This window comes from Bacillus sp. FSL R10-2201 (genome assembly GCF_038008665.1).
GTDB lineage: Bacteria > Bacillota > Bacilli > Bacillales > Bacillaceae_G > Bacillus_A > Bacillus_A mycoides.
On the sequence record NZ_JBBOZP010000001.1, the window covers coordinates 1347205 to 1373259 of the forward strand.

Here is a 26055-nt window from a genome sequence, read left to right on the forward strand (position 1 = left end):
TTTCTTTCTATTATATTATGCATGTTGATTAATGACAGTATAGTTTTTATGGCTTACAACTGTAAGAGGTTCCATATCTAGTTCTCTAAAATTCTCCATAATTGTTATATCAACAATAACGGAGTTTTGATTTACCTTTTGAACACGGCCTTGCATTCCACCTTTAAATTCAATGATATCTCCAGTTTCTGCGATCTGCATAAGCAACTCTCCTTGTTCCAGTTTTCCCAAAAAAAGAATAATTTGGGCTTTTTTATTTCTTCTTATTTTGAACTATATTTACTACTTTGTAAATGTTTCCAAAGTAAAAATTCGAAAAATATTCACTTTTTGTAAGAAAATATGTAAAAAATATTGTTTAGGAGAAGAATGATGAAAATGCATACATCTTTATACGGGAGTATAATAAAAGATACAATGACCTACTAAAGTGGGAGAAATTAGGGGCTGGAAAATGATGTTTGAAATTGTGGGGAGCTTTATAGCGATTTTATTATTTTTATTTTCATATATACAGTTGAAGAAAGTGCGTCATCATGAAACAACTACATATTTTGATGGACTGGATGGTGTGCACAACTCGATAACACATGATAGTGGTGGGGATATATAACTTTCTTTTTATGCATGGTATGATGGCAAGAAGAAATAGTACGTAATATAGTTCGTAAGTGATGAATGGGGAGTGGAAAGAATGCGAATTTCTTTTATTCGTCATGGTCGTTTGGACAGTACTATAGAGCCAATGACAATTATTTTATTTCGTGAATGGATGAAGCAATATGATTTAGGGACTACAGTAAAAGAAACTCCTATACCAATTGAAACAATTGAGGCGATTGAATCAGCGAAACTGGTTGTAACGAGTGATCAAAGGCGCGCTGTACAGTCAGCGGCTGAGTTATTGGATTCCCTATCTTTTGTGCAAAATCCTCTTTTTAGGGAAGCGGAAGTTCCAACGAGTTTTTATGCTCCAAAATGGTTGAAATGTAAACCGAATGTATGGATGTTTATTGGACGTACACGATGGATAGTTGGTTATAGTAAAGAGGTTGAGTCTTATAAGGAAGTACGAGAAAGAGCAAGGCAAGCCGCTAATATGTTGCACCGCTATGCGCTCGTACATGGACATATTGCCCTTGTAGGTCATAGTTATTTTAATGCGATGATTGGGACTGAACTGAGGGCAATGGGGTGGTCTGGTTCGCCTATTTTTCATAGGAAGCCATGGGGATGTACAACGTATACATTTCATGAGGCGATGGATGGAAATGTATTAAATACAAAATTAATTTAAAAGAGGCTGTCCCTTTGGCAGCCTCTTTCTCTACATAACAAGTAAAAAAGAATTGTCCTTTTAAGATATAGAAACCAATGACCGTAATGGTTTTATTAGATGGGCATACGATTCACCGACGAGCATAACGGTTTTATCTTCTTTGTAACCAAGTTTTTCATATAGTGAAAAAGCGCGTTTGTTTTCTAAATTAACAAGTAAGGCGATTTTTTCATGCCCTTTTTCAGTTGCATGAAGTTCAGCTGCATCGATTAATTTAGAGCCAATACCACGTCCACTGTACATACTTGAAACTGACAACGTGTCAATATAATACTCATCAAGTTCAGCTTCTTTTTCTAACGTAATGGATTCGTCTTCATGTAGTTCTCTTAAGTAGTGTATGATTGGTGCATCAAGTTGTTCAGCGTCACTACCGTGATAAACGACAATAACCCCAACTACCTTTCCACCTTGTTCAGCCACTAAACAGTTTTCATAGCTCAATCGATTATTTTCTTTTACGAACCATGTTTCAAGTCCTAGTATTACTTTTGCTTCAACTGTGCTACCTGTGATTTTTTCAGCAATTTCGTGCAGAGCGTTATACAATAAAGGTGCTACTTCTACCGCATCTGTCTTTTTTGCTTTCCGAATCATAGTATCCCTCCTAGTTCTAAATGTATATTGTAGCATAAAATAAAATATCAAACAGTGATTTGGAACTTTGTTATACAGGGTATCAAAAAGTTTGATATAGAGAAGTAGCTATGTTAGTATATGATATTTAGTGCGAATATAATAAAGTGATATAGATATAAAAATAATGAAAGTGAATTACATAATAGTAACGGGATAATTTTACCGTTGTCGACCTATAGAAGATGCGATAGAATAAAATATTGCAGAGAGGTGAAATACATGGATAAACAATTAGCAAATACAATTTTGGATCAGCTGAAAAATGATGAAATAAAGGAGTATGTTGCGACGAAAGATGTATTTTATACGTTCAGAGAAGTTGTTGTAAATCGAGAAGATTTTAAACATATTATCGGGAACGCACAGCGCGGTGGACAGGTAATTTATACATATTCAGAAACACCACGTTCATAAATAGAAGATAAAGGAGAGGGGAATTATGGGGGATTTTAAACAAGGCATATTGCCACATTGGGATTATATGTGGAAAGATAGAGCTGGGAATAGGTTTATGGGAATGGTTATGTATCCAGAGAAACGAAAATGTTCAGCAAAAATGCTTCAGAAAATAAAAAGGGCGTATGAACAAGCAGTAGAAATTAAAGTAACGGTACAAGTTCAACATACATATCAGTACGTAGAAGGAATGATCGTATACTTTGATGAAGAAGCTCCTGTATGTACAATGCTCGATAAAGATGAGAATCCACATCATATATTTGTAAGAGATATTTTGCGTATTGAGCACCCTGAATAATTTTTTTCATAAATAAATTGAAGTTCCATAATAATAATCTTTTTCTATAATAGTTATCTTTTAGTATGTAACGAGGAACGAAAGAATATGTATAATATTTAATAAAGTAAAATTGATAAATGTAATCGTTTGTTAGAACAGATTATCGTTTAATATCTGTTCTTTTTTGCGTGATGCTGGAGAAATATATTACTCCAGCATTTACTGTTTTATGACAAAAAATATTGGTAACTTTTTTAAAAATAAGGTTAAATTCGTTGACAACTTTTTTGAAAAGCACTTTATTGACATGAGTTTTAGAATGTTGTTTCATAGTCTTTGTATTGAAAAAAATCGACGGTCATGTCGAAAAGTAAAAGTTAAAAAAAGAAAGAATTTATACATATATCTTGTGTCTTATTTTGAAACGTAATACAATATATAGAGAAATCAAGAAACGACATACAGAGAATATAGATTGGAGAGGGAGGGTCGGAAATGTTAGTTGCATATGATTCTATGACAGGAAACGTGAAGCGTTTCATTCACAAATTAAATATGCCGGCCGTTCAAATTGATGAAGCTCTAGTATTAGATGAAGACTTTATTCTTATTACGTATACAACAGGTTTTGGAAATGTACCGGAACGTGTTTTAGACTTTTTAGAACGCAATAATGAAAAATTAAAAGGCGTATCTGCAAGTGGCAATCGTAATTGGGGAGACATGTTTGGTGCAAGTGCTGACAAAATCTCTACTAAATATGAAGTGCCTATTGTATCAAAATTTGAGTTATCTGGAACAAATAATGATGTAGAATATTTTAAAGAAAGGGTGCGGGAGATTGCGACACATTGAACTGAATAATGAAATCACGCAAATGCAGGACGGTTTTTATCAGCTTCATAAAGATAAAGAGGCGTTAGAAGTCTTTATGGAAGAAGCTAGAGAGAATACCGTTCATTTTAATAGCGTGGCAGAGCGAATGGAGTATATGAAAGAACATGATTACTATTACAACGTTCTGGACGAGTATAGCTTGGAGGAAGTAGAAGGAGTTTATAACATCGCTTATGGTGAAAACTTCGAGTTCCAATCTTATATGGCAGCATCTAAGTTCTATAAAGATTATGCGTTAAAAACGAATGATCAAAAACAATACTTAGAAAGCTATGAAGATCGTGTAGCAATTGTGTCATTATACTTAGGACGCGGTGATGTTGCGAAGGCAAAACACTTCGCAAGCATGATTGTAAAACAAAACTACCAACCAGCGACACCAACCTTTTTAAATGCGGGAAGAAGCAGAAGAGGAGAAATGGTGTCTTGTTTCTTGTTAGAGATGGATGATAGCTTAAATTCAATCGGCTTTAACATTAATACTGCAATGCAATTATCGAAAATCGGTGGTGGAGTAGCTTTAAACTTATCTAAGCTACGCGCACGTGGTGAGCAAATTAAAGGTATTGATAACGCCGCAAGTGGTGTAGTACCTGTTATGAAATTACTTGAAGATTCGTTTTCGTATGCGAATCAGTTGGGTTAACTTTATGGCTCAACTATAAAACCAGGTCAATTGCTGGAACGCCTGAGTATATCAAGGTAGGATACTACGAAGAAATTACGTAGCGAACCCTGAAAATCCAAGATTGCAGGAAATCAGCAGCCGAGCTCCTAAATTTATTAGATAAGGAGAAGGTTCAACGACCAAGTGGCTATGTAGGTGACTAAGTAGCTCGAACCTGGCTTCTCAAAACAACCAAATTCAAAGGGTGTATACAGTTATTATAGTTTATGCCATATTCATGTGCATCAAACATATGATAAATGGTTAAATGAAGAATTTGGCGAGAAGAAGATATGGTCTGAACTCTATAGCGATATAGAGAGGATAGCAGAAATGACTATCCCCCATACGTTTTGACGATATGGAGTAACAATATGCAACGAAAAGGTGCAGGTGCAGTATACTTAAACATTTTCCATTGGGATATTATTGAATTCCTTGATACCAAAAAAATAAATGCCGATGAGAAGAGCCGTATTCAGTCTCTATCAATCGGAATTATCGTTCCAAGTAAGTTCTTTGAGCTTGCTGAGAAAAACGAACCTTTCCATGTTTTCGCGCCTTATACAGTATTTAAAGAGTACGGAAAACATTTAGATGATATAGATATCGACGAAATGTACGATGAATTAATGAGCAATCCGAAAGTGAAGAAGAAGCCATTAGATATTAGTGCGCGTGATATGCTGATTAAAATTGCTATGATTCAGCTTGAGTCTGGTTACCCATACTTAATGTTTAAATCAAATGCAAATAACCAGCATCCACTGAAGGATATTGGAACTGTGAAGATGTCGAACTTATGTACAGAAATCTTCCAGCTACAAGAAACTTCTGAAATAAATGATTACGGTACAGAAGACATTATCCGCCGTGATATTAACTGTAACTTAGGATCGTTAAATATCGTAAACGTAATGGAAAATAAAGAAATTCGTGAAGCAGTTCATGCGGGAATGGAAGCTTTAACAGCTGTTTCTGATATGACGATCATTCCGAATGCCCCAACTGTGAAAAAAGCAAATGATGAGCTTCATTCAGTTGGACTTGGAGCAATGAACTTACATGGATATTTAGCAAAAAATAAAATCGCTTATGAAAGTGCTGAAGCGAAAGAATTCGCTCGTACATTCTTTATGATGTTAAATTACTACTCGATTGAGAAAAGTATGGAGATCGCTAAAGAAAAAGGCGAAACATTTAAAGACTTCGATAAGTCTGATTATGCAAACGGCACATACTTTGAAAAGTATGAAACGACAGATTACAGCCCAGTAACTGAAAAAATTCAGCAATTATTTGAAGGAATTCATATTCCAACAAAAGAAGATTGGACAAGTTTAAAAGAGCAAGTACAGAAGAATGGTTTATACAACTCATATCGTCTTGCAATCGCTCCGACACAATCGATCAGTTACGTTCAAAATGCAACTTCAAGCGTAATGCCAATCGTAAGTCAAATTGAATCAAGAACGTATGCGAATGCGACAACATATTATCCAATGCCGTATTTATCAAAAGATACGTTTTGGTACTATAAATCTTCTTATGATATGAATCAGTTTAAATTAATTGATTTAATCGCAGAAGTTCAAGAACATATTGACCAAGGAATTAGTACAATTCTTTATGTTAATAGTGATATTTCAACACGTGAGTTAGCACGTTACTACATTTATGCACATAAAAAAGGCTTGAAGAGTCTTTATTATACGAGAACACGTAAATTAAGCGTGGAAGAGTGCGTGGCTTGTACCGTTTAATATAAAAAGTGAGACATTATGAGCAGGGTTTTTCTGAACCCTGCTCATGCTTAGTTATCAATTTTTTATGTTTATTTAGAGAAGGGGCGATTTAATGCGTGCGGTAAACTGGAACAAAAAAGAAGATGATTTTAGTTTAATGTTTTGGAAGCAAAACATCGCTCAGTTTTGGACAGAAGAAGAAATCGCAGTATCTTCTGACAAAAATACTTGGGCACAATTATCAAAAGAAGAGCAAATTGCTTATAAGCGTGTATTAGGTGGTTTAACACTTTTAGATACGAAACAAGGTGGCGAAGGGATGCCTCTTGTACTTGTTCATCTTGAAAATTTACAAGCGAAAAGTGTATTAGCTTTCATGGGCGCTATGGAAGAAGTACATGCGAAGAGTTACAGTCATATTTTCACAACATTAGCTACTGAAGAAGAAATTGATGATATTTTTGAATGGGTAGATAACCATCCATTACTTGAGAAAAAAGCTGGTATTGTTACTAGTTACTATCGTCGCTTATTAAAGCCTGAAGTAACGAAAAAAGAGTTATACATGGCAATGGTAGCAAGTGTGTTCTTAGAAAGTTACTTATTCTATAGTGGATTCTTCTATCCACTTTACTTAGCGGGTCAAGGTAAATTGACGGCAAGTGGTGAGATTATTAACCTAATAATTCGTGACGAGTCAATTCACGGCGTATTCGTTGGTATTTTAGCACAACAAATCTTCACAGAACTTTCTGCAGAAGAGCAACAAGAAGTACAAACGGAAACGCAAGAGTTATTAATGGAACTGTATGAAATTGAATTGGCATATACAGAAGAAATTTACACTTCTATCGGTCTTGTAGAGGATGTAAATCGTTTCGTTCGTTACAATGCGAATAAAGGACTTATGAACTTAGGACTTGAGCCGAAGTTTGAGGAAGAAGAAATTAACCCAATCGTTTTAAATGGTTTACGTACAGATACGAAAAACCATGACTTCTTCTCTGTAAAAGGAAATGGTTACGTAAAAGCAACGAATGTTGAAAAGTTAGCAGACGATGACTTCGTATTCAATTTTTAATATAGTGTTATAGAAAAAGCTGTCTTTATAGAAAAGACAGCTTTTTTGCTATGAATAGTTTACATAATGTTATTATTTCGTGGAAATATTTTAATCTTGTAAAAGCCCAATTTTTGAGGAAGTGGGAATCAAGAAAAAACACGGATTAAGGTTTTATTTTCATATTTAGTCGTATGAGAGATTGAATAATTTATGTCAAAATGAATAAAAAATGAGAAGAAATGAGGTCTAATTCCACCTATACGTTCTTTTTAATATTGAATTTTTAAACTCTAGAAATTTTGGCTTGAAAATTGCATGAATATTTAAAAAACAACAAAAAGGGAGGTAGTACTCGGTGTGATATATGGTTATTTGAAAACGCTTCCTTTTGATTGTCGATTTTTAAATGGAAATTAGATAGAGAAAGTAGGAGGAATGATAGGTGGGGAAAGTAGTTGGTTTAAAACGTTCATTAGGGCTTTGGTCAATTGTTATGCTAGGGGTCGGGTATATGACACCGATGGTTGGGTTTGACACATTTGGAATCGTTTCTGAAAAAACGGGTGGTCATGTTCCAGGAGCTTATCTTATTGCATTAGCGGGGATGTTGTTTACCGCTGCAAGCTACGGAAAAATGGTAAAGGCTTTTCCTACCGCAGGATCTGCTTATACGTATACACAGAAGACAATTAGTGCAAGGCTTGGGTTTCTTGTTGGATGGTCCGCGTTATTGGATTATTTGTTTCTACCAATGGTGAACGCACTATTAACGAGAATTTATATGTCAGCATTTTTCCCAAGTGTTCCTAGTTGGGTATGGGTCATTGGCTTTGTTCTCCTGGTTACATTAATAAATATGATTAGCGTAAATGTTACTGCTAATTTCAATACGTTCTTAGTAATATTTCAAGTGTTAGTAATGGCCGTATTTGTTTTTCTAGTTATAAAAGGCTTATTAGCGGGAGAGGGAACAGGAGAAGTTTTTTCCATTCAGCCGTTTTTTCAATCAGATATACAAATATCACCGTTAGTTGCAGGTGCAACAATTCTTTGTTTCTCATTTTTAGGTTTTGATGCAGTAACTACATTTTCAGAAGAGACACCAAACGCCAAAAAAACAATTCCTCGAGCTATTTTTCTTACTGCTTTAATCGGCGGAGTTTTATTCATTACTACAACGTATTTTACACAATCTATTTTTCCAGATACATCTGTATTTAAAAATCAAGAATCAGCATCCCCAGAAATTGCGCTATATGTTGGCGGGAAATTATTTCAAGCTTTCTTTTTAGTAGGAACCCTTATGGGGACACTTGCGTCTGGTTTAGCTTCTCATACAAGTGTATCCAGGTTATTATACGTAATGGGGCGAGATAATGTAATTCCGAAGAAAATATTCGGATACATTCATCCTCGCTGGAGAACCCCAGTATATAATATTATTTTTGTAGGAATTATTTCGCTCTTCGCTATATTCATTGATTTAGAAACAGCAGCATCTCTTATTAACTTTGGAGCGCTTATTGCATTTACATTTGTTAATTTGTCTGTAATTTCTTACTATATAATCAAGAAAAAAAGATATAAGACGATAAAAGATTTCTTAAATTACTTAGTTATGCCTATTTTGGGTGCTGCTACTGTAGCCGTACTATGGTTTAATCTCAATATCCATTCACTTATTTTGGGACTTTGCTGGGCTGCTATTGGAATTGGGTACCTTCTATATGTTACAAATATGTTCCGTTCAGCTCCTCCGCAAATGCATTTTGAAGAAGCACAGGAAATATAAAAAGAAAAAGGCATCGGATAAGTTCCGATGTCTTTTTTTATATTTGATAATCATGCAGCATTGCATAAGTCACTCAAAGATTCATAAGTAAAGGGGATTACACGATATGATTAACGTAGTATTTTCACTTGGCACGATTATTGCTTTGTACAATTAGTAAAAGTATAAAGAGGGGTGTTATCGTGCCGATTCAATCAGAAAAACATACAAATACAGTTGAAGTTGAAAATCCTTTAGAGGAATTTCAAGCTATATTAAAAGAGGCGCTTCATTTTTTAAGTTATCCAGACGAAGTATTCGAATTTCTGAAAAAACCAATGCGTTTTTTAGAAGTAAGCATTCCTGTTCGAATGGATGATGGAACAACAAAGGTATTTCAAGGGTATCGCGCTCAGCATAACGACGCAGCAGGGCCAACAAAAGGTGGTAGTAGATTTCATCCAGATGTTACGGCAGAAGAAGTAAAAGCACTTGCTGGCTGGATGAGCTTGAAATGTGGAGTGACAGGACTGCCATATGGAGGCGCAAAGGGCGGGATTATTTGTAATCCACAGGAGTTGAGTTTTAGAGAACTAGAGTTACTGAGTCGTGGGTATGTAAGAGCAGTAAGTCAAATTGTGGGGCCGACGAAAGATATTCCAGCACCTGATATGTATACAAATGCGCAAATTATGGCTTGGATGCTAGATGAATATGACCATATCAGGGAGTTTGACTCTCCAGGCTTTATAACCGGGAAGCCATTAATGCTAGGAGGATCACAAGGGCGGGAAACAGCAACGTCTAAAGGTGTATTGTATACACTTCAGTTAGTAAGTGAGTTAAAACAAATTCCGCTACAAAATATGCGAGTTATTATTCAAGGGTTTGGGAATGTTGGAGGTTATTTGGCAAAATATTTATATGATATTGGTGTGAAAGTAGTCGGGGTATCAGATGCTATAGGAGGAATTTATAATCCAGACGGTCTAGATGTTCCTTATTTACTAGAAAACAGAGATTCTTTCGGTGTAGTATCGAATCTCTTTAGTAAAACAATTTCTAATCAGGAGTTGTTAGAAAAAGAATGTGATGTACTCATTCCGGCGGCAATTGGAGGAGTCATTACAAAACATAATGCAGGAAAGCTTGGATGTAAGATTATCATTGAGGCTGCAAATGGACCAACAACAAAAGAGGCGATAACCATGTTAGAAGAAAAGGGAATTTTGGTTGTTCCAGATATTTTAGCAAACTCTGGTGGCGTGATTGTTTCATATTTTGAATGGTGTCAAAATAACCAAGGATATTACTGGACGGAGCAATATGTTGATCAATGTTTAAAGGAGAAAATTACATCTAGTTTTTCTAACGTACTTGATACTTCTAAACGCTTTGGAGTAAATATGAAAATTGCTGCCTATATGGAAGGGGTTCGCAAGATTGTAGAAGCATCGCGCCTAAGAGGTTGGTTGCATTTTTAACCTAAAGGGAGGGCTAAAATGAAACTGGATATTTTATTAGAAGAAGTGGAGAGACAACAAATCGGTTATTACTGTATTGTGTCGAATAGTCATCGTTACGATATAGCTGTTACGTATTCGCAACAGTTTCTTGGAAAAGCAATGGTTACCTCAATTCAAAATGGGAGAATGGTTTTATTAAGCCAAGAAGATATTGGAGAGGAACAATATTGGGCAACAAGGCTAGGCATTGAGGTAGAGGACATAGAAGAGTTTCAAAGCTTTTTCTATATGATTCTTCAGTCACAAAGGTTAGAAGAACAATATTAATAGAATAAAAGAAAGGGATGATTGATTATGTATTATGATATTATTACGAGTCCGTGTTATGGAATAATTGAAAAAGTGTCTATCGATAAGGATTCTCGAATTTATGAATGGGAGCCATTATTCGCTATTAAAGATATGAATGGTAAACTGGAAGTAATTAAGATGGGATGTAGTGGAGAAGTTCAATCTTTAGAAGTAGAAGCGGGAGATAAAGTAATTCCAGGTATGGTATTAGCTTATATTCAAGAAGATCTTTTCGTTAGTGGTAGTGATTAATGATAGAACTATGAGGAAGATGGAGGCACTCATCTTCCTTTTTTTATTAAATAAAGAAAGAAATGTTTTATTTTCAGATTAATTAAAAAAATCTATATTTAATGATACAATACAAATTAAATAGTTCAAAGGAGGAATAGCAGAATGTTTTCCATCGCTCATACAAAAATTAGACCCATAGTTTCTCTACCTATCGATCAATCTGAAAAGGAATGGAATATAGATGTTAAAAATATAAAAGAATCGTTTCTATTTTTAAAAAGAGGAGAGAAATTATTTGCATACGTTCATGTGAAGGATCTGCTATCAAATAGTAAGGAATTAACTTCTAAGCTATTACTTTCAAATGCTGTTTCACTAGATACAATATGTCATCTTAGTAAAGATATTTCTTTAACAGCTCTTTTTCAAATTATTGGAGCGCCGATTGCCATAGTAAAAAATGAAGTGGATGAGCTAACAGGATATATAAGAAGAGAGGATGTTTTTGCAGAACTATTTAAACAAGAAAATCAGAGTGTTGATATATTGAAAATTATTTTAACGTCTATTCCAATGGGGATTTTTGTAGTAGATCGAGAAAAGAAAATTGTAAATTGTAATGAATCTGGTTTGAAGATGATTAAATCGACTCCTGAAAAAGTTATGAATGTACCAGCAGAACTGATTTTTAATGGAGAACACATTAATAACGTATTTACAAAGGGAAAAACGATTTTGAATCAATTACAAATCACAAATGAGATGGGTGTATTAGTTGACTATAGTCCGATTCCAAACTTTGATCAAAGTATTGAAGGAATGGTTATTATTGTGCAAGATTTGCCGATGGTCGAGGACATGGCGATGGAAATTGAATATATAAAGGATTTAAATAAAGATTTACATGCAATTTTGTCTAGCATTTATGATGAAATATTAGTTGTTAATCATAAAGGGGAATTAATTCGTTATAGTGAAACTGTTATCAATGATTTTTGGGGGAGTAATTTGAAGGACTTGTTAGGAAAAAATCTTTTAGACCTAGAAAAGAAAGGATTATTTAGTCCATCGGTTACGCGATTAGTGTTGGAAAAACAAAAAAAGGTATCAGTTGTACAAGAAACAAAAAGCGGAAGAAAAATATTAGCAGTTGGAAACCCTGTATTTAATGAAAACGGAGAGCTTCATCGTATTATTATTGCCTCCAGGGATATTACCGAAGCAACGAGATTGAAGACGGAATTACATGAAATAAAGAAGATATCAGAGCAATATAAGAAGGAGTTAGATGACTTTAAAAATAAAGATCGTTTTCTTAAGAAGCTTATTTACTGTAGTCCGAAAATGGAGCAAATTATTAACCAAGCTAAAAAAATAGCAGATTTTTCTTCCAATGTTCTTATTTCTGGAGAATCTGGCGTCGGAAAAGAAGTAATTGCTCAGGCAATTCATCAACTTGGAAACCGATCTTCAAAGCCATTTTTAAAATTAAATTGTGGTGCAATTCCAGAAACTTTGCTAGAAAGTGAACTATTTGGTTATACGAAAGGTGCTTTTACAGGAGCCGATAAAAATGGAAAAGAAGGATATTTTAAGCGAGCTGATCAAGGTATTTTATTTTTAGATGAAATTGGAGAAATGCCTTTACATTTGCAAGTAAAATTGCTTAGAGTCCTGCAGGAACAAGAAGTAATTCCTATTGGAAGTACAACACCTATGAAAATAAATGTACAAATTATTGCTGCTACAAATAAGAGCCTTGAAAAGATGGTCGAATCTGGAACATTCCGTGAAGATTTATTTTATCGCCTCAATGTAATTCCACTGCGAGTTCCTTCTTTACGAGAGCGAATGGAAGATGTTCCGGTACTTGCCTTTCATTTCTTACAACAGTTAAATGAAAAATATAATAAAAATTATCATTTAACTCCAGATGCACTTAATTTACTAGAGTTCTATTCATGGCCAGGAAATGTCCGTGAATTACAAAATATGATTGAACGTTTAGTAGTATCAGCAGACGATCCAGTAATTGAAGCGGAGTTTGTTAGTAAGTTTTTAACACCCGGTTATGACTTTAATAAATCAAAACCAGTTATTACAAGAGTATTACCATTACAAGAAGCACTACATTCTGTAGAAGAACAATTGATTTTGCTTGCAATGAAGCAGTATAAAACAACGACTAAGGCTGCAAAAGCTCTTGGAATCAGCCAATCTTCAGTGAGTCGTAAATATCAAAAGATTGTTAGTGAAAAAGAGATAGCGGCTGATATCATCTCATATTCCTAAAAAAGGAGAAGGTCACATAGACTTCTCCTTTTTGTGTGCGCTCAGCATGTACATATTCTCTGGGATTCAAGTCCGGAGTGGTGAAGGCGGTAGCGGAAATGATTAAAGTTTCACTTTATGCAAAATGGAATAGTGTATGCGGAAATGCATAAAATGTTTGTTGTTTTTAAGAAAATAGTCAGTTTATCCCGATATTTGTGGGCAGTAAAACTCCCACCTCAAAATTCAGGTAGAGCAAAGAAGTTAGGTGGAAGCCCTGCTGTCCGTAAACGCCCGATTGGTGAGAGCTAATTAAAGTTTCACTTTATGTATGATTCTTTTGAATTTTAAATATTGGCATGGAAATTGCTTATAAATATATAAACGATCGATGAAGGGGGATTCAATATAGTGCTAGATTTAAAAATGTATGTAAACGGTGAATGGAGAGAGTCTAGTAATCAAGAGAAAAGAACGATTATTAACCCTGCGAATGGCAAGGGTATAGCATATGCACCTGAGGGAACGATTGAGGATGCAAAATACGCGATAGAAGTGGCAAGAACGGCTTTCGATAGCGGAATTTGGTCAGCAACATCCACTGCTGAAAGGGCATCATATTTATTTAAAATAGCAGATGAAATTGATAAAAATATGGAAGAATTAGTGTACCTTGAAACAATGGATAATGGAAAAATGTACCGTGAGGCAGAAGGAGATATTGGAGATGCAGCGGCTTGTTTTCGCTATTATGCCGGATTGATTACAAAGCCAGATGGTCAAACATATCATGTAGCCGATCCGATGCAAGCGATGGTTGTAAGAGAGCCAGTTGGTGTTTGTGGATTAATTGTTCCATGGAATTATCCGCTATTGATGAGTGTATGGAAAATTGCACCTGCTTTAGCAGCTGGAAATACAATTGTGTTTAAACCTTCTGAAGTGACACCAATCACTGCAACAAAGCTATTCGAAATCCTTGAAAAAGTAGGGCTACCAAAAGGTGTTGCCAATATGGTAATGGGGGCTGGTCCAATAGTAGGAAATGAAATTGCAGCGAGTAATAAAGTGGATATGATTTCCTTTACAGGTGGAACAAAAACAGGTAAGCACATTATGAGAACAGCGGCTGATAATATGAAAAAGATTTCGTTAGAACTTGGAGGGAAATCTCCAAATATTATTTTTGCAGATGCAGATTTTGAGACCGCTATTGATTATGCTCTATTCGGTATTTATGCAGGTAGCGGACAAGTATGTTCAGCAGGATCAAGAATCCTTGTAGAAGAAAAGATTTATGATAAATTTGTTAATAGTTTTGTAGAGCGAGCACAGCAAATTAACGTTGGGCCTGGTGATAATCCAGAATCAGAAATGGGGCCACTTGTAAGTCAAGAACATATGGAAAAAGTATTACGTTATATTGAAATTGGGAAAGACGAAGGTGCAAACGTTGCTTGCGGAGGTAGACGAATAATGGAGGATGGAAAAGGTGATGGTTTCTTTATTGAACCAACAGTCTTTGTCAATGTAAAACCTGATATGCGTATTGTCCAGGAAGAAATCTTCGGTCCTGTTGTAGTAATTCAAAAGTTTAAAGACGAACAGGAAGCAATTGAGTTGGCAAACGGTACAGACTATGGTTTGGCTGGAGGAGTATTTACAGTCGATGGTGCAAAAGCAATGCGTGTGATTCGCAAACTTCGCGCAGGAATTACGTGGATTAATAGCTATCACCCAACATACAATGAGGCGCCTTGGGGCGGATATAAGCAGAGTGGTATAGGTCGTAGTCTAGGAACGTTTGGTTTAGAAGAATTTCAAGAAATTAAGCAGATTAATATAAATCTAGAAGTAGAACCTATTGGTTGGTTTGCAAATAAAAAAAATGTAGAGGTGAATTAGATGGAAACGAACGTGAAAAATAAATTGAATGAGAAAGAATCAAATGTAAATGAGTATATTACGAAAGTACTACAGTTAATTGAAAAAGAAAAGGTTACTGAAGAAGAGGCAAACTGGATTCAAAAAGAAACAGTAGATGGATTTAGAGAGCATGTAAACCCTGGTTTTCTTGCTTATAGAAAAACAGTAACAAAAGATGGACAATTTGCAGCAGTAGAATGGTCAGATGAAGGATCTTGCTTCATGGATATTAATGGTAAAAAGTATATTGACTGTTTAGGTGGATTTGGAATTTATAATGTTGGTCACCGTAATCCGAAAGTGGTAAAAGCTGTAACGGATCAATTAAAGCGTCAAGCATTGCACAGTCAGGATTTACTAGATCCACTTCGAGCAATGCTTGCAAAGATTTTAGCGGATATTACACCTGGTGATTTGAAATACGCCTTCTTTACAAACAGTGGTACAGAAAGTGTGGAGGCAGCACTAAAACTAGCAAAAATGTATAGTGAACGAACAACGTTCATTGCTACAACGCGTGCTTTCCATGGTAAGAGCCTTGGTGCTTTATCTGGGACGGCAAAAGGAATGTTCCGTAAGCCATTTTTACCATTAATTCCGGGTTTCCGTCATGTTCCGTTTGGCGATATTGATATGATGAGAAAAACATTTGAGACATGTGCATTAGTGGGAGAAGATGTTGCAGCAGTTATTTTAGAACCAATTCAAGGAGAGGGCGGTATTATTTTACCTCCAGAAAATTATTTGAAACAAGTACGAGAGCTTTGTGATGAGTTTGGATCACTCCTTATCTTTGATGAAGTACAAACTGGAATGGGACGTACAGGAAAAATGTTTGCTGCAGAATTATATGATGTCGTGCCGGATATTATTTGTCTTGCGAAGGCGTTTGGTGGAGGTGTAATGCCAGCGGGAGCTATTGTTGCGAAAGAAACAGTATTCAAAAGTTGGTTTGAAAATCCATTTATGCACACAACAACATTTGGAGGAAATCCACTTGCATGTGCTGCTGCAATTGCAACAATCCATGTTTTATTGGAAGAGAAATTACCGGAACGAGCTATGGAAGTTGGGGAGTATTTCTTAAATGGATTGAAACAAGCAGCAGAAGGACACGAAGATAAAATCTTTGAAATTCGTGGTCAAGGTTTAATGATTGGGATTGAATTCCATAAAGACGAGATTGGTTATGAAGTGTCAAAGGCGATGTTTGATCAAGGAATTCTTGTTGCGGGAACATTAATTAACTCAAAAACAATTCGTATTGAACCATCCCTTACAATTAGTTATGAAGAAGTAGATACAGTTATTAATACGTTTAAATCTGTGCTAAATCAAGTAAAAGTAAAATAAATTTTGTATAAGGTTATATGTGAATTCAAACGATTGAAACTAAAATTAGAATAGATTTACCTGTATGTTATTACAGGAAGGCAGTGTAACGAAAAGTTACACTGCCTTTTTATTACATTTTTTGTTGTAAGTATTTACATGTAATTTGTCTTAGTGTACTATTTAACTAACACACTAAGACAGGAGGGGAGAAATGAAAATTGAGTTTTCTCCAAATACACCAATTTACATTCAGGTAATGGAATACATAAAGAAAGAAATTGTAACGGGTCATTTATTGCCTGGCGATAAAATTCCCTCCGTACGTGAATTAGCGAGTGATTTACAAGTAAATCCAAATACGATTCAACGTACATTTCAAGAGTTAGAGCGGGATGGAGTTGTTGTAACACGTAGAGGAATGGGGCGATATGTAACGAATGAAGGGGAGAAAATTATGGAGCTGCGAAAAGATATGGCGAAAGAATTACTTCATTCTTTTATAGATGGAATGGACAATTTAGGTTTTTCAGAAGAAGAAATTCTTACAATCCTTCGTTCTTCATTACATGAGAAAAGGGAGGAGAGCGAATGACAGAGTTATTAAAAATAGAAAATCTATGGAAGCGGTACGGATTAAAAGCAGTGATCCGTGAGTTAAACATAGAGATTACAGAAGGAAAAATCGTTGGGCTTGTTGGAGATAACGGGAGCGGGAAAACGACGTTATTGAAAATGATTGCAGGCCTGCAGCATCCTTCTGAAGGTAGTATTACAATAGATGGTAAAAAGGTAGGATTAGAGACGAAAAAAATCGTTTCATTTATGTCCGATAAGCCGGTCTTTGATGATTGGATGACTGTAAAAGATGCTTTATTTTTCTATAGAGATTTTTATAAAGACTTCGATATTCAAAAAGCAGTAGATACGATTGTGGAATTCAAAATACCGTTAGAAGAAAAAATTAAAGCATTGTCAAAAGGGATGATTGAGAAGCTGCAAATCATTTTAACATTTTCTCGAAAAGCGAAGTTATACGTACTGGATGAACCGCTTGGCGGGATTGATCTCGTTTCTAGGGAGCATGTACTTGAGTTAATCCTTAAATTTTATCGTGAAGATTGTACGCTGCTTATATCAACTCATTTAATAAGAGAAATCGAAAATATATTTGATGAAGTAATCTTTTTGAAAGATGGAGAAATAATATTGCATGAAAATGTGGAAGAACTAAGATTTCAAAAGGGGAAAGCAGTACATGAGCTGTTTAAGGAGGCCTATGAGAAATGAGTCAGCTTTTTCTTTATCTGTATAATTGTAATAAGAGAAAAATAGCCATTATTTACTTCGGATTTATTACAGTTTCATTAATTCTTTTATTTAATATGAAAGGAGTTTCAGGAGCTAGAATTTCAGGTAGGCAAGATATAATCATTATTATATTTTTTATCGTACTAGGTATAAATGGATTCGCAATTCTTCTAACAGGTATATCGTCTTTTCGAAAAATGCTAAAAAACTCTATGCTACGTTGTACTTCTATTTCAGCACAAAAGTATATATGTGCAAATGTTTTATTTTGTGTACTACTCTTTATGATTTTGCTAGGAATAGGAATCATTTTTCTATACTATTTTTCTTTAAATATTTACAATGGAAAAACAGATTTAGGTGTTCAGCAAGCAATCCACAGTTTATATGATTATGGAATATTACATCATATGTTATCTATTTTCTTATGGGGACTAGATTTTGTTAATATGCTAGTTTCTATTTATTTAATTATAGTAATTACGAAGCTATTCAATGTGAAATCATCGATGAGTAAGATTGTTTGCGTAATCTTATTCGTTGTTTTTATCGCATTTAATGGGGGAATAACATATATCTTTCAGCAAATAGAAAAGTATGTGTTTGCCATAAATAATATTGGATTTATAGATCAAAACGGCTTTTTAAATACATCATTTTATTCTGGTACAGATATTACAGTTTTAAATCTATGTTTTAACTGTTTATTAACAATTATATTATTAGTAGTTACAGGGCGCATCATCGACAAAAAACTAGAAGTTTAAAGGAGGAATCATCATTGGGAAATGTAGTAGTGAAATTAGAAAATGTCCGAAAAAAAATCGGTAGAACAGAAATTATCCGCGGTTTATCATTTGAAGTTCGTGAAGGGGAAGTGTACGGGTTTCTTGGACCGAACGGTAGCGGTAAGACGACGACAATTCGTATGATGACAGGTCTTATTTCTATGACAGAAGGCGATATTACAATTTGTGGTCATAGTATTCGCACAGAGCGTGAAAAGGCGCTAGAGCAAATTGGAGCGATTGTAGAAAATCCCGAGCTATATGATTATATGACTGGAATGCAAAATTTAAAGCATTTTGCGAACATGGCGATTACCCCAATTAGTAAAGAGCGCATCGCTGAAATTGTAAAGCTTGTTGAATTAGAGCATGCGATTCATAAAAAGGTGAAAACATACTCACTTGGTATGAAACAGCGTTTAGGAATTGCGCAGGCGTTACTTCATCAGCCGAAAATCTTAATTTTAGATGAACCGACAAATGGATTAGATCCAGCTGGTATTCGCCAAATTCGTGATTATTTACAACGATTAGCGAAAGAAGAAAATATTGCAGTCATTGTATCAAGTCATTTATTAAGTGAAATTGAATTAATGTGTGATCGCGTAGTTATTATAAAGCAAGGTGAGTTTGTACAAGAGTATAACTTACATGAACAAGCGAAGCATGATGAAACAGTTGTAGTTGCATTTGAAGTAGATCAAGTTCAAAAAGCGAACGAAATTATTAAAGGTAAAGTACAAGGAAATGTAGCTGTGGCATCTGTAATGAAAGAAGAGATTCCGCAAATTGTAAAACAGTTAGTGAATGCTGATGTACTCGTATACGGTGTTACTGTTCAAAATAAAACGTTAGAGGATGAGTTCTTAGCGATTACAGGGGGAGTGAAAGCGTAATGTTTAAATTAATTCAAAATGAATTTTTAAAGTTACATGCGAAAAAAGGTATGTACATTTTAATAGGTGTAATTGCAGTATTGGAGATTTTGGGAGTTTTAGCGATGCTGAAATGGGGAGGAGGAAATGAGTTTAAAGGATCATATTTAGATTTTGTAAGTTCAGAGATTGGTTTAATTACCTTATTTGCAACAATTTTTGGAATTACGATTGCGTCTCGTACAATTACTGATGAGTTCCAAAAAGGTACAATTAAGCAGCTATTAATCCGTCCGAGAAAACGAATTACAGTTTTGTTCTCTAAATATATTACAGTGTTACTTACTATATTATTTATCATATTTGCTAGCACGTTAATCGCAATGATTATTGGCGGGATTGTAATGGATGGTAGTAAAACAGGAGTAACGTTAGGAATCGTAATGAAGTCCATTTTATATCAAGTACTTTCACCGTTCTTCTTTGCAACTCTTTCATTTTGCTTAGCTAATGTATTTAGAAATTCTGTATTACCATTAATTATTTCGTTGTTCTTATTCTTCTTACAAAGTGCAATTACAATGGTGCTTATGATGTTTGCAAAAGGTGCAGCGAAATTTGTGGTGTTTTTCCATTTAAATTTAAGTGTTTACGACAGTAATAAATTAGTAAGCGGTGGAATGGAACCACCATTTACAGAATTTACGTTTACAACTTCATTATTACTTGTAGTTGCATATTTTGCTGTATTACTTGTAGCATCAAGTGTATTATTCCAAAAACGTGACGTATTATAGTAGAAAAATCCCCGTGTTAACGGGGATTTTTATTAACCAGCTTTTTTGATTTATGTAGCTTTTAAGTGTGGCAGATACATATTTACTTAGGAACATAATTGTAACTAAGTTGAAGAACATTGATATGGTATATCAAATAGGATTGTTATTATGTAATTTAATACGTATATTATTCGGAATAAAGTGAGAAAAATAGGAAGATTTTCAACTATATTCATATTATAATTTAGTTATCCGGCCATTTGTGGAGAAGGGCTACCCATAAAATACTGATTAAAGTTTCACTTTATATCATCTCTGGAGGTGTTCAATATGCAACATGCATTTTCACGTATAAGGCTACGTAGTTTTTTTGGATGGACGATTATAGGGATGTTCCTGACGATGATTCCATTAAATTTATCAGGTGCTTCTGACAATACGATAGAGTTGCTGTCACAAATATCAATATTTTTTGCATTTCCACTATTGTGGCTATATTTAAAAACAAGTAAAAATAATGTTGTTTTTAAAAGTTTTTTTGATAAGCCTGGACGTTTACATTGGGGGTTAATTGTATTAGCAACGATCATGGGAATGATTTTTGCAGTCGGTATATCCCAAATTCAATTTTATATTTTAGCACATACTTTACCTAATTTCTTAGTTACCATGTTAGAAGATGGAAATGTAATTAATACGAGTAACATATACATGACGATATTTACTTTCATTTCAGCATGTGTATTAGCCCCAATAATGGAAGAGGTTATTTTTAGAGGGTTTTTCTTACAGCGAATGGCTTACAAATGGGGGATTAAACGAGCGGTTATTATATCCTCTCTTATTTTTGGACTAGGACATTTTGATGTTATCGGTGCTTTCATGTTCGGTGTTATTATGTGCCTTCTATACATAAAGACAAAAAATATATGGACGAATATTGCTGTGCATGCTCTAAATAATTTGATTGCAACGAGTATGCAATTTGTAGGTGGAGATGGAAGTGACGCAATCTCGATTACTGAATTACAAGCACAAAGTAATTTATGGATCGGCATTGGTCTTGTGATTATCGGTTTATTATGGTTCATTCCTTTTACTTGGAACCAATGGCGTACAGTAAAAGAAGTTGGTGTGCCACCGATTCGTTTCATAAATGAAGAAAAAGTAGTGAATACATCAGAAGAAAATGAAATATATAGCCAAGTGATAGTAACAGATAGATTGATGGCTGTAGAACTACCTGATGAAGCTGTAAATAAGCTTCGGTTAGAAGAAAATGATTATGTAACAGTTTCTGTAGAAGAAGATAAAATTGTTATAAAGAAAGCGCATAATAGATAATTAAAAAGTAGCTCCTAAAGAGCTACTTTTTAATTTGTAATAATCTCTACACGAAAATTATTACCGTTCTTTACATATTTAATATCTGTAACGATCCGAACGGTTTTTAGAAGTTCAACTTTTTCACCAATTCGAGGGATGGTCGGAACATTGTCCCAAATACCAAGCAAGTCATCTAATTGTGCCGTTTTTTCATAAAACCAGATTTTCAATGTAAAGCCCCTTTCTCGAACTTTATGTATTTTAATACATGATATATCATTTTTATTCTTAATGTAAGGGGTTTTTACTCTTTTTGTGAATAAAGATGAATTAAACTTCTGGGAATATATGTTCAATGTCCGGAGTAAGAGCTACTTCTGATAATACGATATGAGAAACTGTCGTTGCATATGAAGAAACATCATTGATAAATTCTTCAAGTTCAACGAGTGAAGGAACAGAGATTTTTACAATGTAGCATAAGCTTCCTGTTACTCGGTAACAAAAACTTGCAGATGGATAAGACTGAATAAACTGTTGCATACGTGTTGTATCACCATTTTTTAAAGTGATTTCTAAAATACAATCTAAAACAAGTCCTGCTTTTTTATAATTGATATCGATTGTGTATTTTTGAATAATCCCCTCACTTTCAAGTTTACGTACACGTTCTGTAGTAGACGGAGCCGATAAGTTTACTCGTTTTGCTAATTCACGCATCGAAAGGCGGCTATCATTATATAATTCATTTAAAATTTTTCGATCAACACGGTCTAATTGCATTTGTAAATATACCTCCAGTAAAATGATAATTTTTGTAAAGAAAAATTTAAAATTAAGATTCATATGAAATGTAAAGTGAACTTTATTTATTTTACAATAAAAAAGAAGGAAATAGGAGGGGAAATGATGGAGAGAATTACATTATTAAATGTAGGAGATACAAAGTTTCAAAAATTATTAGGTCATAATCCAGATATATTAAATTCGTGGAGTACGTTAGAGAATACACTGTATAGTACAGGGACCCTTTCCGTAGAGTTAAAGGAGCAAGTAAGAAGAACATTAGCGTTTGGGAATGAATGTCCGTACTGTATGGCAAAGGGAAAGCCGGATGATATACAAAAATAGAAGAAATTAGCGTAGCCGTTACTTTTGCGCATGCATTTGTTCATGACCAAAAGGCGATAGATGATAATATGTTTCATATATTAAAACAATATTGGACTGAAAAAGAAATTGTAGAGCTTTGTGCCTATATTTGTTTTATTACTGCTTCGCAGCAACTTGGTTTTCTGTTTCAATTACAGCCCAATTAATTAGGAGGATATTATGCTTAATCAAGCAGCACTTATAATCATTGATGTACAGGAAGCATTCAACTTACCATACTGGGGCGTGAGGAATAACCTTTTGGCGGAAGAAAATATGAAAAGTTTGTTAGAAGAATGGAGAAAAAGAAAACTACCAGTTTTTCATATTCAACATGTAAATAAAGAAAATGTTCAATCGATGTTTTATCAACATGCGGAAACGGTAAACTTTAAAGAAGAAGTGCAACCAATGCCAGATGAAATAATTATCCAGAAATCCGTTAATAGCGCGTTCATTGGGACAAATTTGGAAGAACAATTAAGAGAACAAAATTGTAATACGGTAGTGATTGTAGGATTAACAACAAATCATTGTGTGGAGACTACAACACGGATGGCAGGTAATTTAGGGCTTACAACGTATTTAGTGAGCGATGCGACGGCTACATTCAATCGTAAAGGTCTGGACGGGACAGAGTATAGTGCAGAGGACATTCACAATATGACACTTGTAAACTTACATGATGAATTTGCCAAAATCGTTACGACTGAAGGTGTTTTAAAATTATTTTAAGAAAATAATTGTGGAATTATGTAGAAAAAAATAAGAATATTTCGTATAATCTAAGTATAATCATTTTGAAAATAGGGGTGGCATCATATGGAGCAAATTCCAGTAAAGAAAATAGAAGAAGTACTCGTTTTAGCAGGAGATGATAAACAAAAGCAAAAGGAATTTTATGAATTGCTCTTATCAACGGAGTTTTATGTTGCTGGTTCACTTGAAGCAGAAGACGGGGCAACGGAAGGAACACTTCGTTTGCGTCATTTCCAAGGAGAGGGTAGATGGATCGTTCCGTTCTTTACACAATTGAAATTTGTAAAAGATGTGTTGCCAGAAGGTACACCCCTTATTACGATACGTGGAAAAGAATTATTGGGTAGCATCGAGAAAGATGCGACAGCTGTATTAAATGTTGGAACAGATATGAGTAAAACATTTATTCCAGAAGAAATTGCAGAGATAGCATCAGGACGAATCTTTAATTATTATAAGTAAAAGGAAAAGCTTAGCAGCTTTTCCTTTTTAATTTGAACATGGAGTGGCTATACCAGAAGAAATAGAAACAGTTTTGTTAGTTGTATTTATTGTTGCTGTAGCTCCGAGGGGAATACCGATATTTGGACTTATATGTCCAATCGGTAAACCGAATAACACAGGTATATTATATGGCTTGAAATATTCATATAATATTGTTTGCAATGATTGAGATGGCTTAGAAGGGTTGCAGTCGTGACAACTTGTAAAAATAACGCCGCTGCATTCATTAAACTGTCCAGATAAAAGTAGTTGATTTAACATCCGGTCAATGCGGTACGGTTCTTCACCAATATCTTCAAGCAATAAAAGTTTATTTGACGTATTTATCTCATAGGGCGAGCCAATTATACTTGTTAACACAGTTAAATTCCCTCCAACTAATGTGCCTGTAACTGTACATGGAGAGGTAGGTACGATACATTCTGATGCATATAAGATAGATGAATACGGATGGAATAGTTGATTGAAAGAAGATAAAGAGAGAGAATCTATACCTTTTCCTAATTCTTCAATCATTGGACCATGAAAAGTAACCAGCTCCGCATAACGTGAAAAGGCAGTATGTAAAGCCGTAATATCACTATATCCCCAAAAAATCTTTGGATTCCGTTGAATGATTTCATATTGAATGTAAGGGAGGAGACGAGCGCTGCCGTAACCACCTCGTGCACAAAAGACTGCTTTGACCTCAGTATTTGTAAATGCTTCATGTATATCATCAAGACGAACTTGATCACTTCCAGCTAAATATCCATATTTTTCATAAACACTCTTTCCAATTATTACGGATAATCCCATCTCTTGTAATACGTTCACACCTTTTAATATATTCTCAAGTGTTGGTGGGCCAGACGGTGCAATAATCATTACTGTATCACCTTTTTGCAACGCATTTGGATAAATCATTGTTCTCAGCCTCCTTCTCTTTCAATATATTCGCTTGAGCGAAAGTTCAATCCTTGTAAAAGAAGGGGAAAGCATGTCATATAAAGAAGGTATAGGGAAAGTAGGAGGGAAAATGATGTTTACAAGTCGAGTAATAGATATATTACAAATTAAGTATCCGATCATTCAAGCAGGTATGGCAGGAGCGATTACAACGTCAGAACTTGTTGCAGCTGTGAGTAATAGCGGAGGATTAGGTACGCTTGGAGCAGGGTATATGAGCCCAGAACAAATCCGTGAAGCGATTTATAAAATAAGGGAACTAACAAATAAGCCTTTCGGTGTTAATTTACTTTTAACGAAAGAGATACAGATAGAAGAAGAGAAGGTAAACGAGGCGAAAGTATTACTTAGTGGAGTGAATAGAGAATTAGGTATAGAGGAAGAAAAGACTTTAAAACTTCCAAAAAGCTATAAAGAACAATTACAAGTATTATTAGAGGAAAAGGTACCAGTCGTTAGTTTTGCATTTCAAACGTTAGAAAAAGAAGAAATAGATGATTTGAAAAAGGAAGGGATAAAAGTTATCGGAACAGCTACCCATGTAGCGGAAGCGAAAGCACTTGCTAAGTTAGGGGTAGATATTATTGTCGGGCAAGGTAGCGAGGCAGGAGGGCATAGAGGAACGTTTATTGGGAAAGAACAAGATGCGATGATTGGTACATTTGCATTAATCCCGCAATTAGTAGCGGAAGTACCTCATATCCCGATTGTTGCAGCAGGTGGTGTAATGAATGGGCAAGGGCTTGTTGCGGCATTTGCGTTAGGGGCAGAAGCTGTTCAAATGGGATCAGCCTTTTTAACGAGTGAAGAAAGTATTACGCATGACGTGTATAAAGAGGCGATTTTACATAGTACAGATACGAGTACAACGGTAACCCGTGCGTTTTCCGGGAAATATGCACGGGGTATTCGTAATGAATTTATAGAGAAACATGAAGGAAGAGAAGAGAATTTACCGATGTATCCAGTGCAAAACGTATTAACTTCAAAAATACGTCAAGAAGCAGCGAAGCAAAATAAGGAAGAGTATATGTCGCTTTGGGCGGGACAAGCATCATCATTAGCACGAACGGAATCAGCTCAGCACGTAGTGAAACGTGTCATGAAAGAAGCAGAGAACGTAATTGAACAATTACAAGATGTATATAAAAAAAGACCACTTGAATAATTCAA

The 26055-nt window shown here is 34.8% G+C and carries 28 protein-coding genes and 3 pseudogenes; 26 read left to right on the plus strand and 5 right to left on the minus strand.

Annotated features, from left to right (window positions below; genetic code table 11):
* Positions 1-15 precede the first annotated feature (15 nt).
* Positions 16-201 (minus strand): YkvS family protein, encoded by a 186-nt coding sequence (locus NSQ69_RS06955; RefSeq protein WP_002064385.1) that lies wholly within the window; start codon positions 199-201, stop codon positions 16-18.
* 253 nt (positions 202-454) lie between these two features.
* On the opposite strand from NSQ69_RS06955, the gene NSQ69_RS06960 reads away from it, so the two are divergent.
* Both NSQ69_RS06960 and NSQ69_RS06965 read left to right on the plus strand, forming a co-directional pair.
* Positions 455-613 (plus strand): hypothetical protein, encoded by a 159-nt coding sequence (locus tag NSQ69_RS06960; RefSeq protein WP_002126183.1) that lies wholly within the window; start codon positions 455-457, stop codon positions 611-613.
* A gap of 81 nt (positions 614-694) precedes the next feature.
* On the plus strand, positions 695-1297 hold the full coding sequence (locus NSQ69_RS06965; RefSeq protein WP_002126185.1) for a histidine phosphatase family protein: 603 nt from the start codon (positions 695-697) through the stop codon (positions 1295-1297).
* A 60-nt stretch (positions 1298-1357) separates the two neighbouring features.
* On the opposite strand, the gene NSQ69_RS06970 is transcribed toward NSQ69_RS06965, so the two are convergent.
* The gene (locus NSQ69_RS06970) at positions 1358-1936 is read right to left on the minus strand and encodes a GNAT family N-acetyltransferase (protein ID WP_002168839.1); all 579 of its coding nucleotides are present in this window, start codon (positions 1934-1936) and stop codon (positions 1358-1360) included.
* 261 nt (positions 1937-2197) lie between these two features.
* Here NSQ69_RS06970 and NSQ69_RS06975 point away from each other — a divergent pair, with 261 nt between their 5' ends.
* From NSQ69_RS06975 to NSQ69_RS07070, 20 genes and pseudogenes are all read left to right on the plus strand, one after another.
* Entirely contained in the window at positions 2198-2392 is a 195-nt protein-coding gene (locus NSQ69_RS06975) for a hypothetical protein (RefSeq protein WP_002011514.1), read from the plus strand.
* A 25-nt stretch (positions 2393-2417) separates the two neighbouring features.
* Positions 2418-2735: a hypothetical protein gene (locus tag NSQ69_RS06980; RefSeq protein WP_002011512.1), complete on the plus strand. Its 318-nt coding sequence runs from the start codon at positions 2418-2420 to the stop codon at positions 2733-2735.
* Positions 2736-3212: 477 nt separating this feature from the next.
* Positions 3213-3572 (plus strand): class Ib ribonucleoside-diphosphate reductase assembly flavoprotein NrdI, encoded by a 360-nt coding sequence (gene nrdI / locus NSQ69_RS06985; RefSeq protein WP_000959445.1) that lies wholly within the window; start codon positions 3213-3215, stop codon positions 3570-3572.
* Positions 3559-4257 (plus strand): annotated as a pseudogene (locus NSQ69_RS06990) (ribonucleotide reductase N-terminal alpha domain-containing protein); the annotation flags it as partial. The gene nrdI and the pseudogene NSQ69_RS06990, both read left to right, overlap by 14 nt.
* Positions 4258-4658: 401 nt before the next feature.
* A pseudogene (locus NSQ69_RS06995) lies at positions 4659-6044 on the plus strand (ribonucleoside-diphosphate reductase subunit alpha); the annotation flags it as partial.
* Positions 6045-6138: 94 nt separating this feature from the next.
* Entirely contained in the window at positions 6139-7107 is a 969-nt protein-coding gene (nrdF, locus tag NSQ69_RS07000; RefSeq protein ID WP_002011508.1) for a class 1b ribonucleoside-diphosphate reductase subunit beta, read from the plus strand.
* A gap of 424 nt (positions 7108-7531) precedes the next feature.
* Entirely contained in the window at positions 7532-8881 is a 1350-nt protein-coding gene (locus tag NSQ69_RS07005; protein WP_002126196.1) for an APC family permease, read from the plus strand.
* Positions 8882-9063: 182 nt separating this feature from the next.
* A complete protein-coding gene (locus NSQ69_RS07010) occupies positions 9064-10344 on the plus strand; it encodes a Glu/Leu/Phe/Val family dehydrogenase (protein ID WP_341099866.1) in 1281 nt (426 codons plus the stop codon).
* Positions 10345-10362: 18 nt separating this feature from the next.
* Entirely contained in the window at positions 10363-10653 is a 291-nt protein-coding gene (locus tag NSQ69_RS07015) for an SAV0927 family protein (RefSeq protein ID WP_000762559.1), read from the plus strand.
* A 27-nt stretch (positions 10654-10680) separates the two neighbouring features.
* Positions 10681-10929 (plus strand): hypothetical protein, encoded by a 249-nt coding sequence (locus tag NSQ69_RS07020; protein WP_002011502.1) that lies wholly within the window; start codon positions 10681-10683, stop codon positions 10927-10929.
* Between the two features lie 144 nt (positions 10930-11073).
* Positions 11074-13203, plus strand: a complete 2130-nt coding sequence (locus tag NSQ69_RS07025; RefSeq protein ID WP_016119865.1) for a sigma 54-interacting transcriptional regulator — start codon at positions 11074-11076, stop codon at positions 13201-13203.
* Between the two features lie 117 nt (positions 13204-13320).
* Positions 13321-13494: a hypothetical protein gene (locus NSQ69_RS07030; protein WP_341099098.1), complete on the plus strand. Its 174-nt coding sequence runs from the start codon at positions 13321-13323 to the stop codon at positions 13492-13494.
* 99 nt (positions 13495-13593) lie between these two features.
* Positions 13594-15087, plus strand: a complete 1494-nt coding sequence (locus NSQ69_RS07035; RefSeq protein WP_033730619.1) for an aldehyde dehydrogenase family protein — start codon at positions 13594-13596, stop codon at positions 15085-15087.
* Positions 15088-16461, plus strand: coding sequence for a putrescine aminotransferase (locus NSQ69_RS07040; protein ID WP_193652734.1), 1374 nt, complete (start codon positions 15088-15090; stop codon positions 16459-16461). It abuts the gene before it with no gap.
* 193 nt (positions 16462-16654) lie between these two features.
* Positions 16655-17035, plus strand: coding sequence for a GntR family transcriptional regulator (locus NSQ69_RS07045; RefSeq protein WP_060750611.1), 381 nt, complete (start codon positions 16655-16657; stop codon positions 17033-17035).
* Positions 17032-17730, plus strand: a complete 699-nt coding sequence (locus NSQ69_RS07050; protein ID WP_002086785.1) for an ABC transporter ATP-binding protein — start codon at positions 17032-17034, stop codon at positions 17728-17730. Before NSQ69_RS07045 ends, NSQ69_RS07050 begins: the two co-directional genes overlap by 4 nt.
* Positions 17727-18518: a hypothetical protein gene (locus NSQ69_RS07055; RefSeq protein ID WP_002126215.1), complete on the plus strand. Its 792-nt coding sequence runs from the start codon at positions 17727-17729 to the stop codon at positions 18516-18518. The genes NSQ69_RS07050 and NSQ69_RS07055 overlap by 4 nt, the downstream gene beginning before the upstream one ends.
* Before the next feature lie 14 nt (positions 18519-18532).
* Positions 18533-19435 carry an ABC transporter ATP-binding protein gene (locus NSQ69_RS07060; protein ID WP_002030591.1) on the plus strand — a complete coding sequence of 301 codons (903 nt, stop codon included), beginning with the start codon at positions 18533-18535 and terminating at the stop codon, positions 19433-19435.
* Positions 19435-20211, plus strand: a complete 777-nt coding sequence (locus NSQ69_RS07065; protein WP_341099101.1) for an ABC transporter permease — start codon at positions 19435-19437, stop codon at positions 20209-20211. Before NSQ69_RS07060 ends, NSQ69_RS07065 begins: the two co-directional genes overlap by 1 nt.
* Before the next feature lie 312 nt (positions 20212-20523).
* The gene (locus NSQ69_RS07070) at positions 20524-21537 is read left to right on the plus strand and encodes a CPBP family intramembrane glutamic endopeptidase (RefSeq protein WP_033730617.1); all 1014 of its coding nucleotides are present in this window, start codon (positions 20524-20526) and stop codon (positions 21535-21537) included.
* Between the two features lie 29 nt (positions 21538-21566).
* On the opposite strand, the gene NSQ69_RS07075 is transcribed toward NSQ69_RS07070, so the two are convergent.
* Complete coding sequence (locus NSQ69_RS07075) at positions 21567-21749, minus strand: DUF3913 family protein (protein ID WP_000707108.1); 183 nt, start codon at positions 21747-21749, stop codon at positions 21567-21569.
* Between the two features lie 100 nt (positions 21750-21849).
* Positions 21850-22302: an Lrp/AsnC family transcriptional regulator gene (locus NSQ69_RS07080; protein ID WP_002030598.1), complete on the minus strand. Its 453-nt coding sequence runs from the start codon at positions 22300-22302 to the stop codon at positions 21850-21852.
* Between the two features lie 126 nt (positions 22303-22428).
* Here NSQ69_RS07080 and NSQ69_RS07085 point away from each other — a divergent pair.
* The 3 genes and pseudogenes from NSQ69_RS07085 (at position 22429) to NSQ69_RS07095 (ending at position 23892) form a co-directional block, all read left to right on the plus strand.
* Positions 22429-22838, plus strand: a pseudogene (locus NSQ69_RS07085) (carboxymuconolactone decarboxylase family protein).
* 13 nt (positions 22839-22851) lie between these two features.
* On the plus strand, positions 22852-23406 hold the full coding sequence (locus NSQ69_RS07090) for a cysteine hydrolase family protein (protein WP_002126225.1): 555 nt from the start codon (positions 22852-22854) through the stop codon (positions 23404-23406).
* Positions 23407-23493: 87 nt separating this feature from the next.
* Positions 23494-23892 (plus strand): SseB family protein, encoded by a 399-nt coding sequence (locus NSQ69_RS07095; RefSeq protein WP_002126226.1) that lies wholly within the window; start codon positions 23494-23496, stop codon positions 23890-23892.
* A 27-nt stretch (positions 23893-23919) separates the two neighbouring features.
* On the opposite strand, the gene NSQ69_RS07100 is transcribed toward NSQ69_RS07095, so the two are convergent.
* Complete coding sequence (locus NSQ69_RS07100; RefSeq protein WP_002126227.1) at positions 23920-24840, minus strand: S66 peptidase family protein; 921 nt, start codon at positions 24838-24840, stop codon at positions 23920-23922.
* Between the two features lie 73 nt (positions 24841-24913).
* On the opposite strand from NSQ69_RS07100, the gene NSQ69_RS07105 reads away from it, so the two are divergent.
* A complete protein-coding gene (locus tag NSQ69_RS07105; protein ID WP_002140949.1) occupies positions 24914-26050 on the plus strand; it encodes an NAD(P)H-dependent flavin oxidoreductase in 1137 nt (378 codons plus the stop codon).
* The last annotated feature ends 5 nt before the right edge of the window (positions 26051-26055 follow it).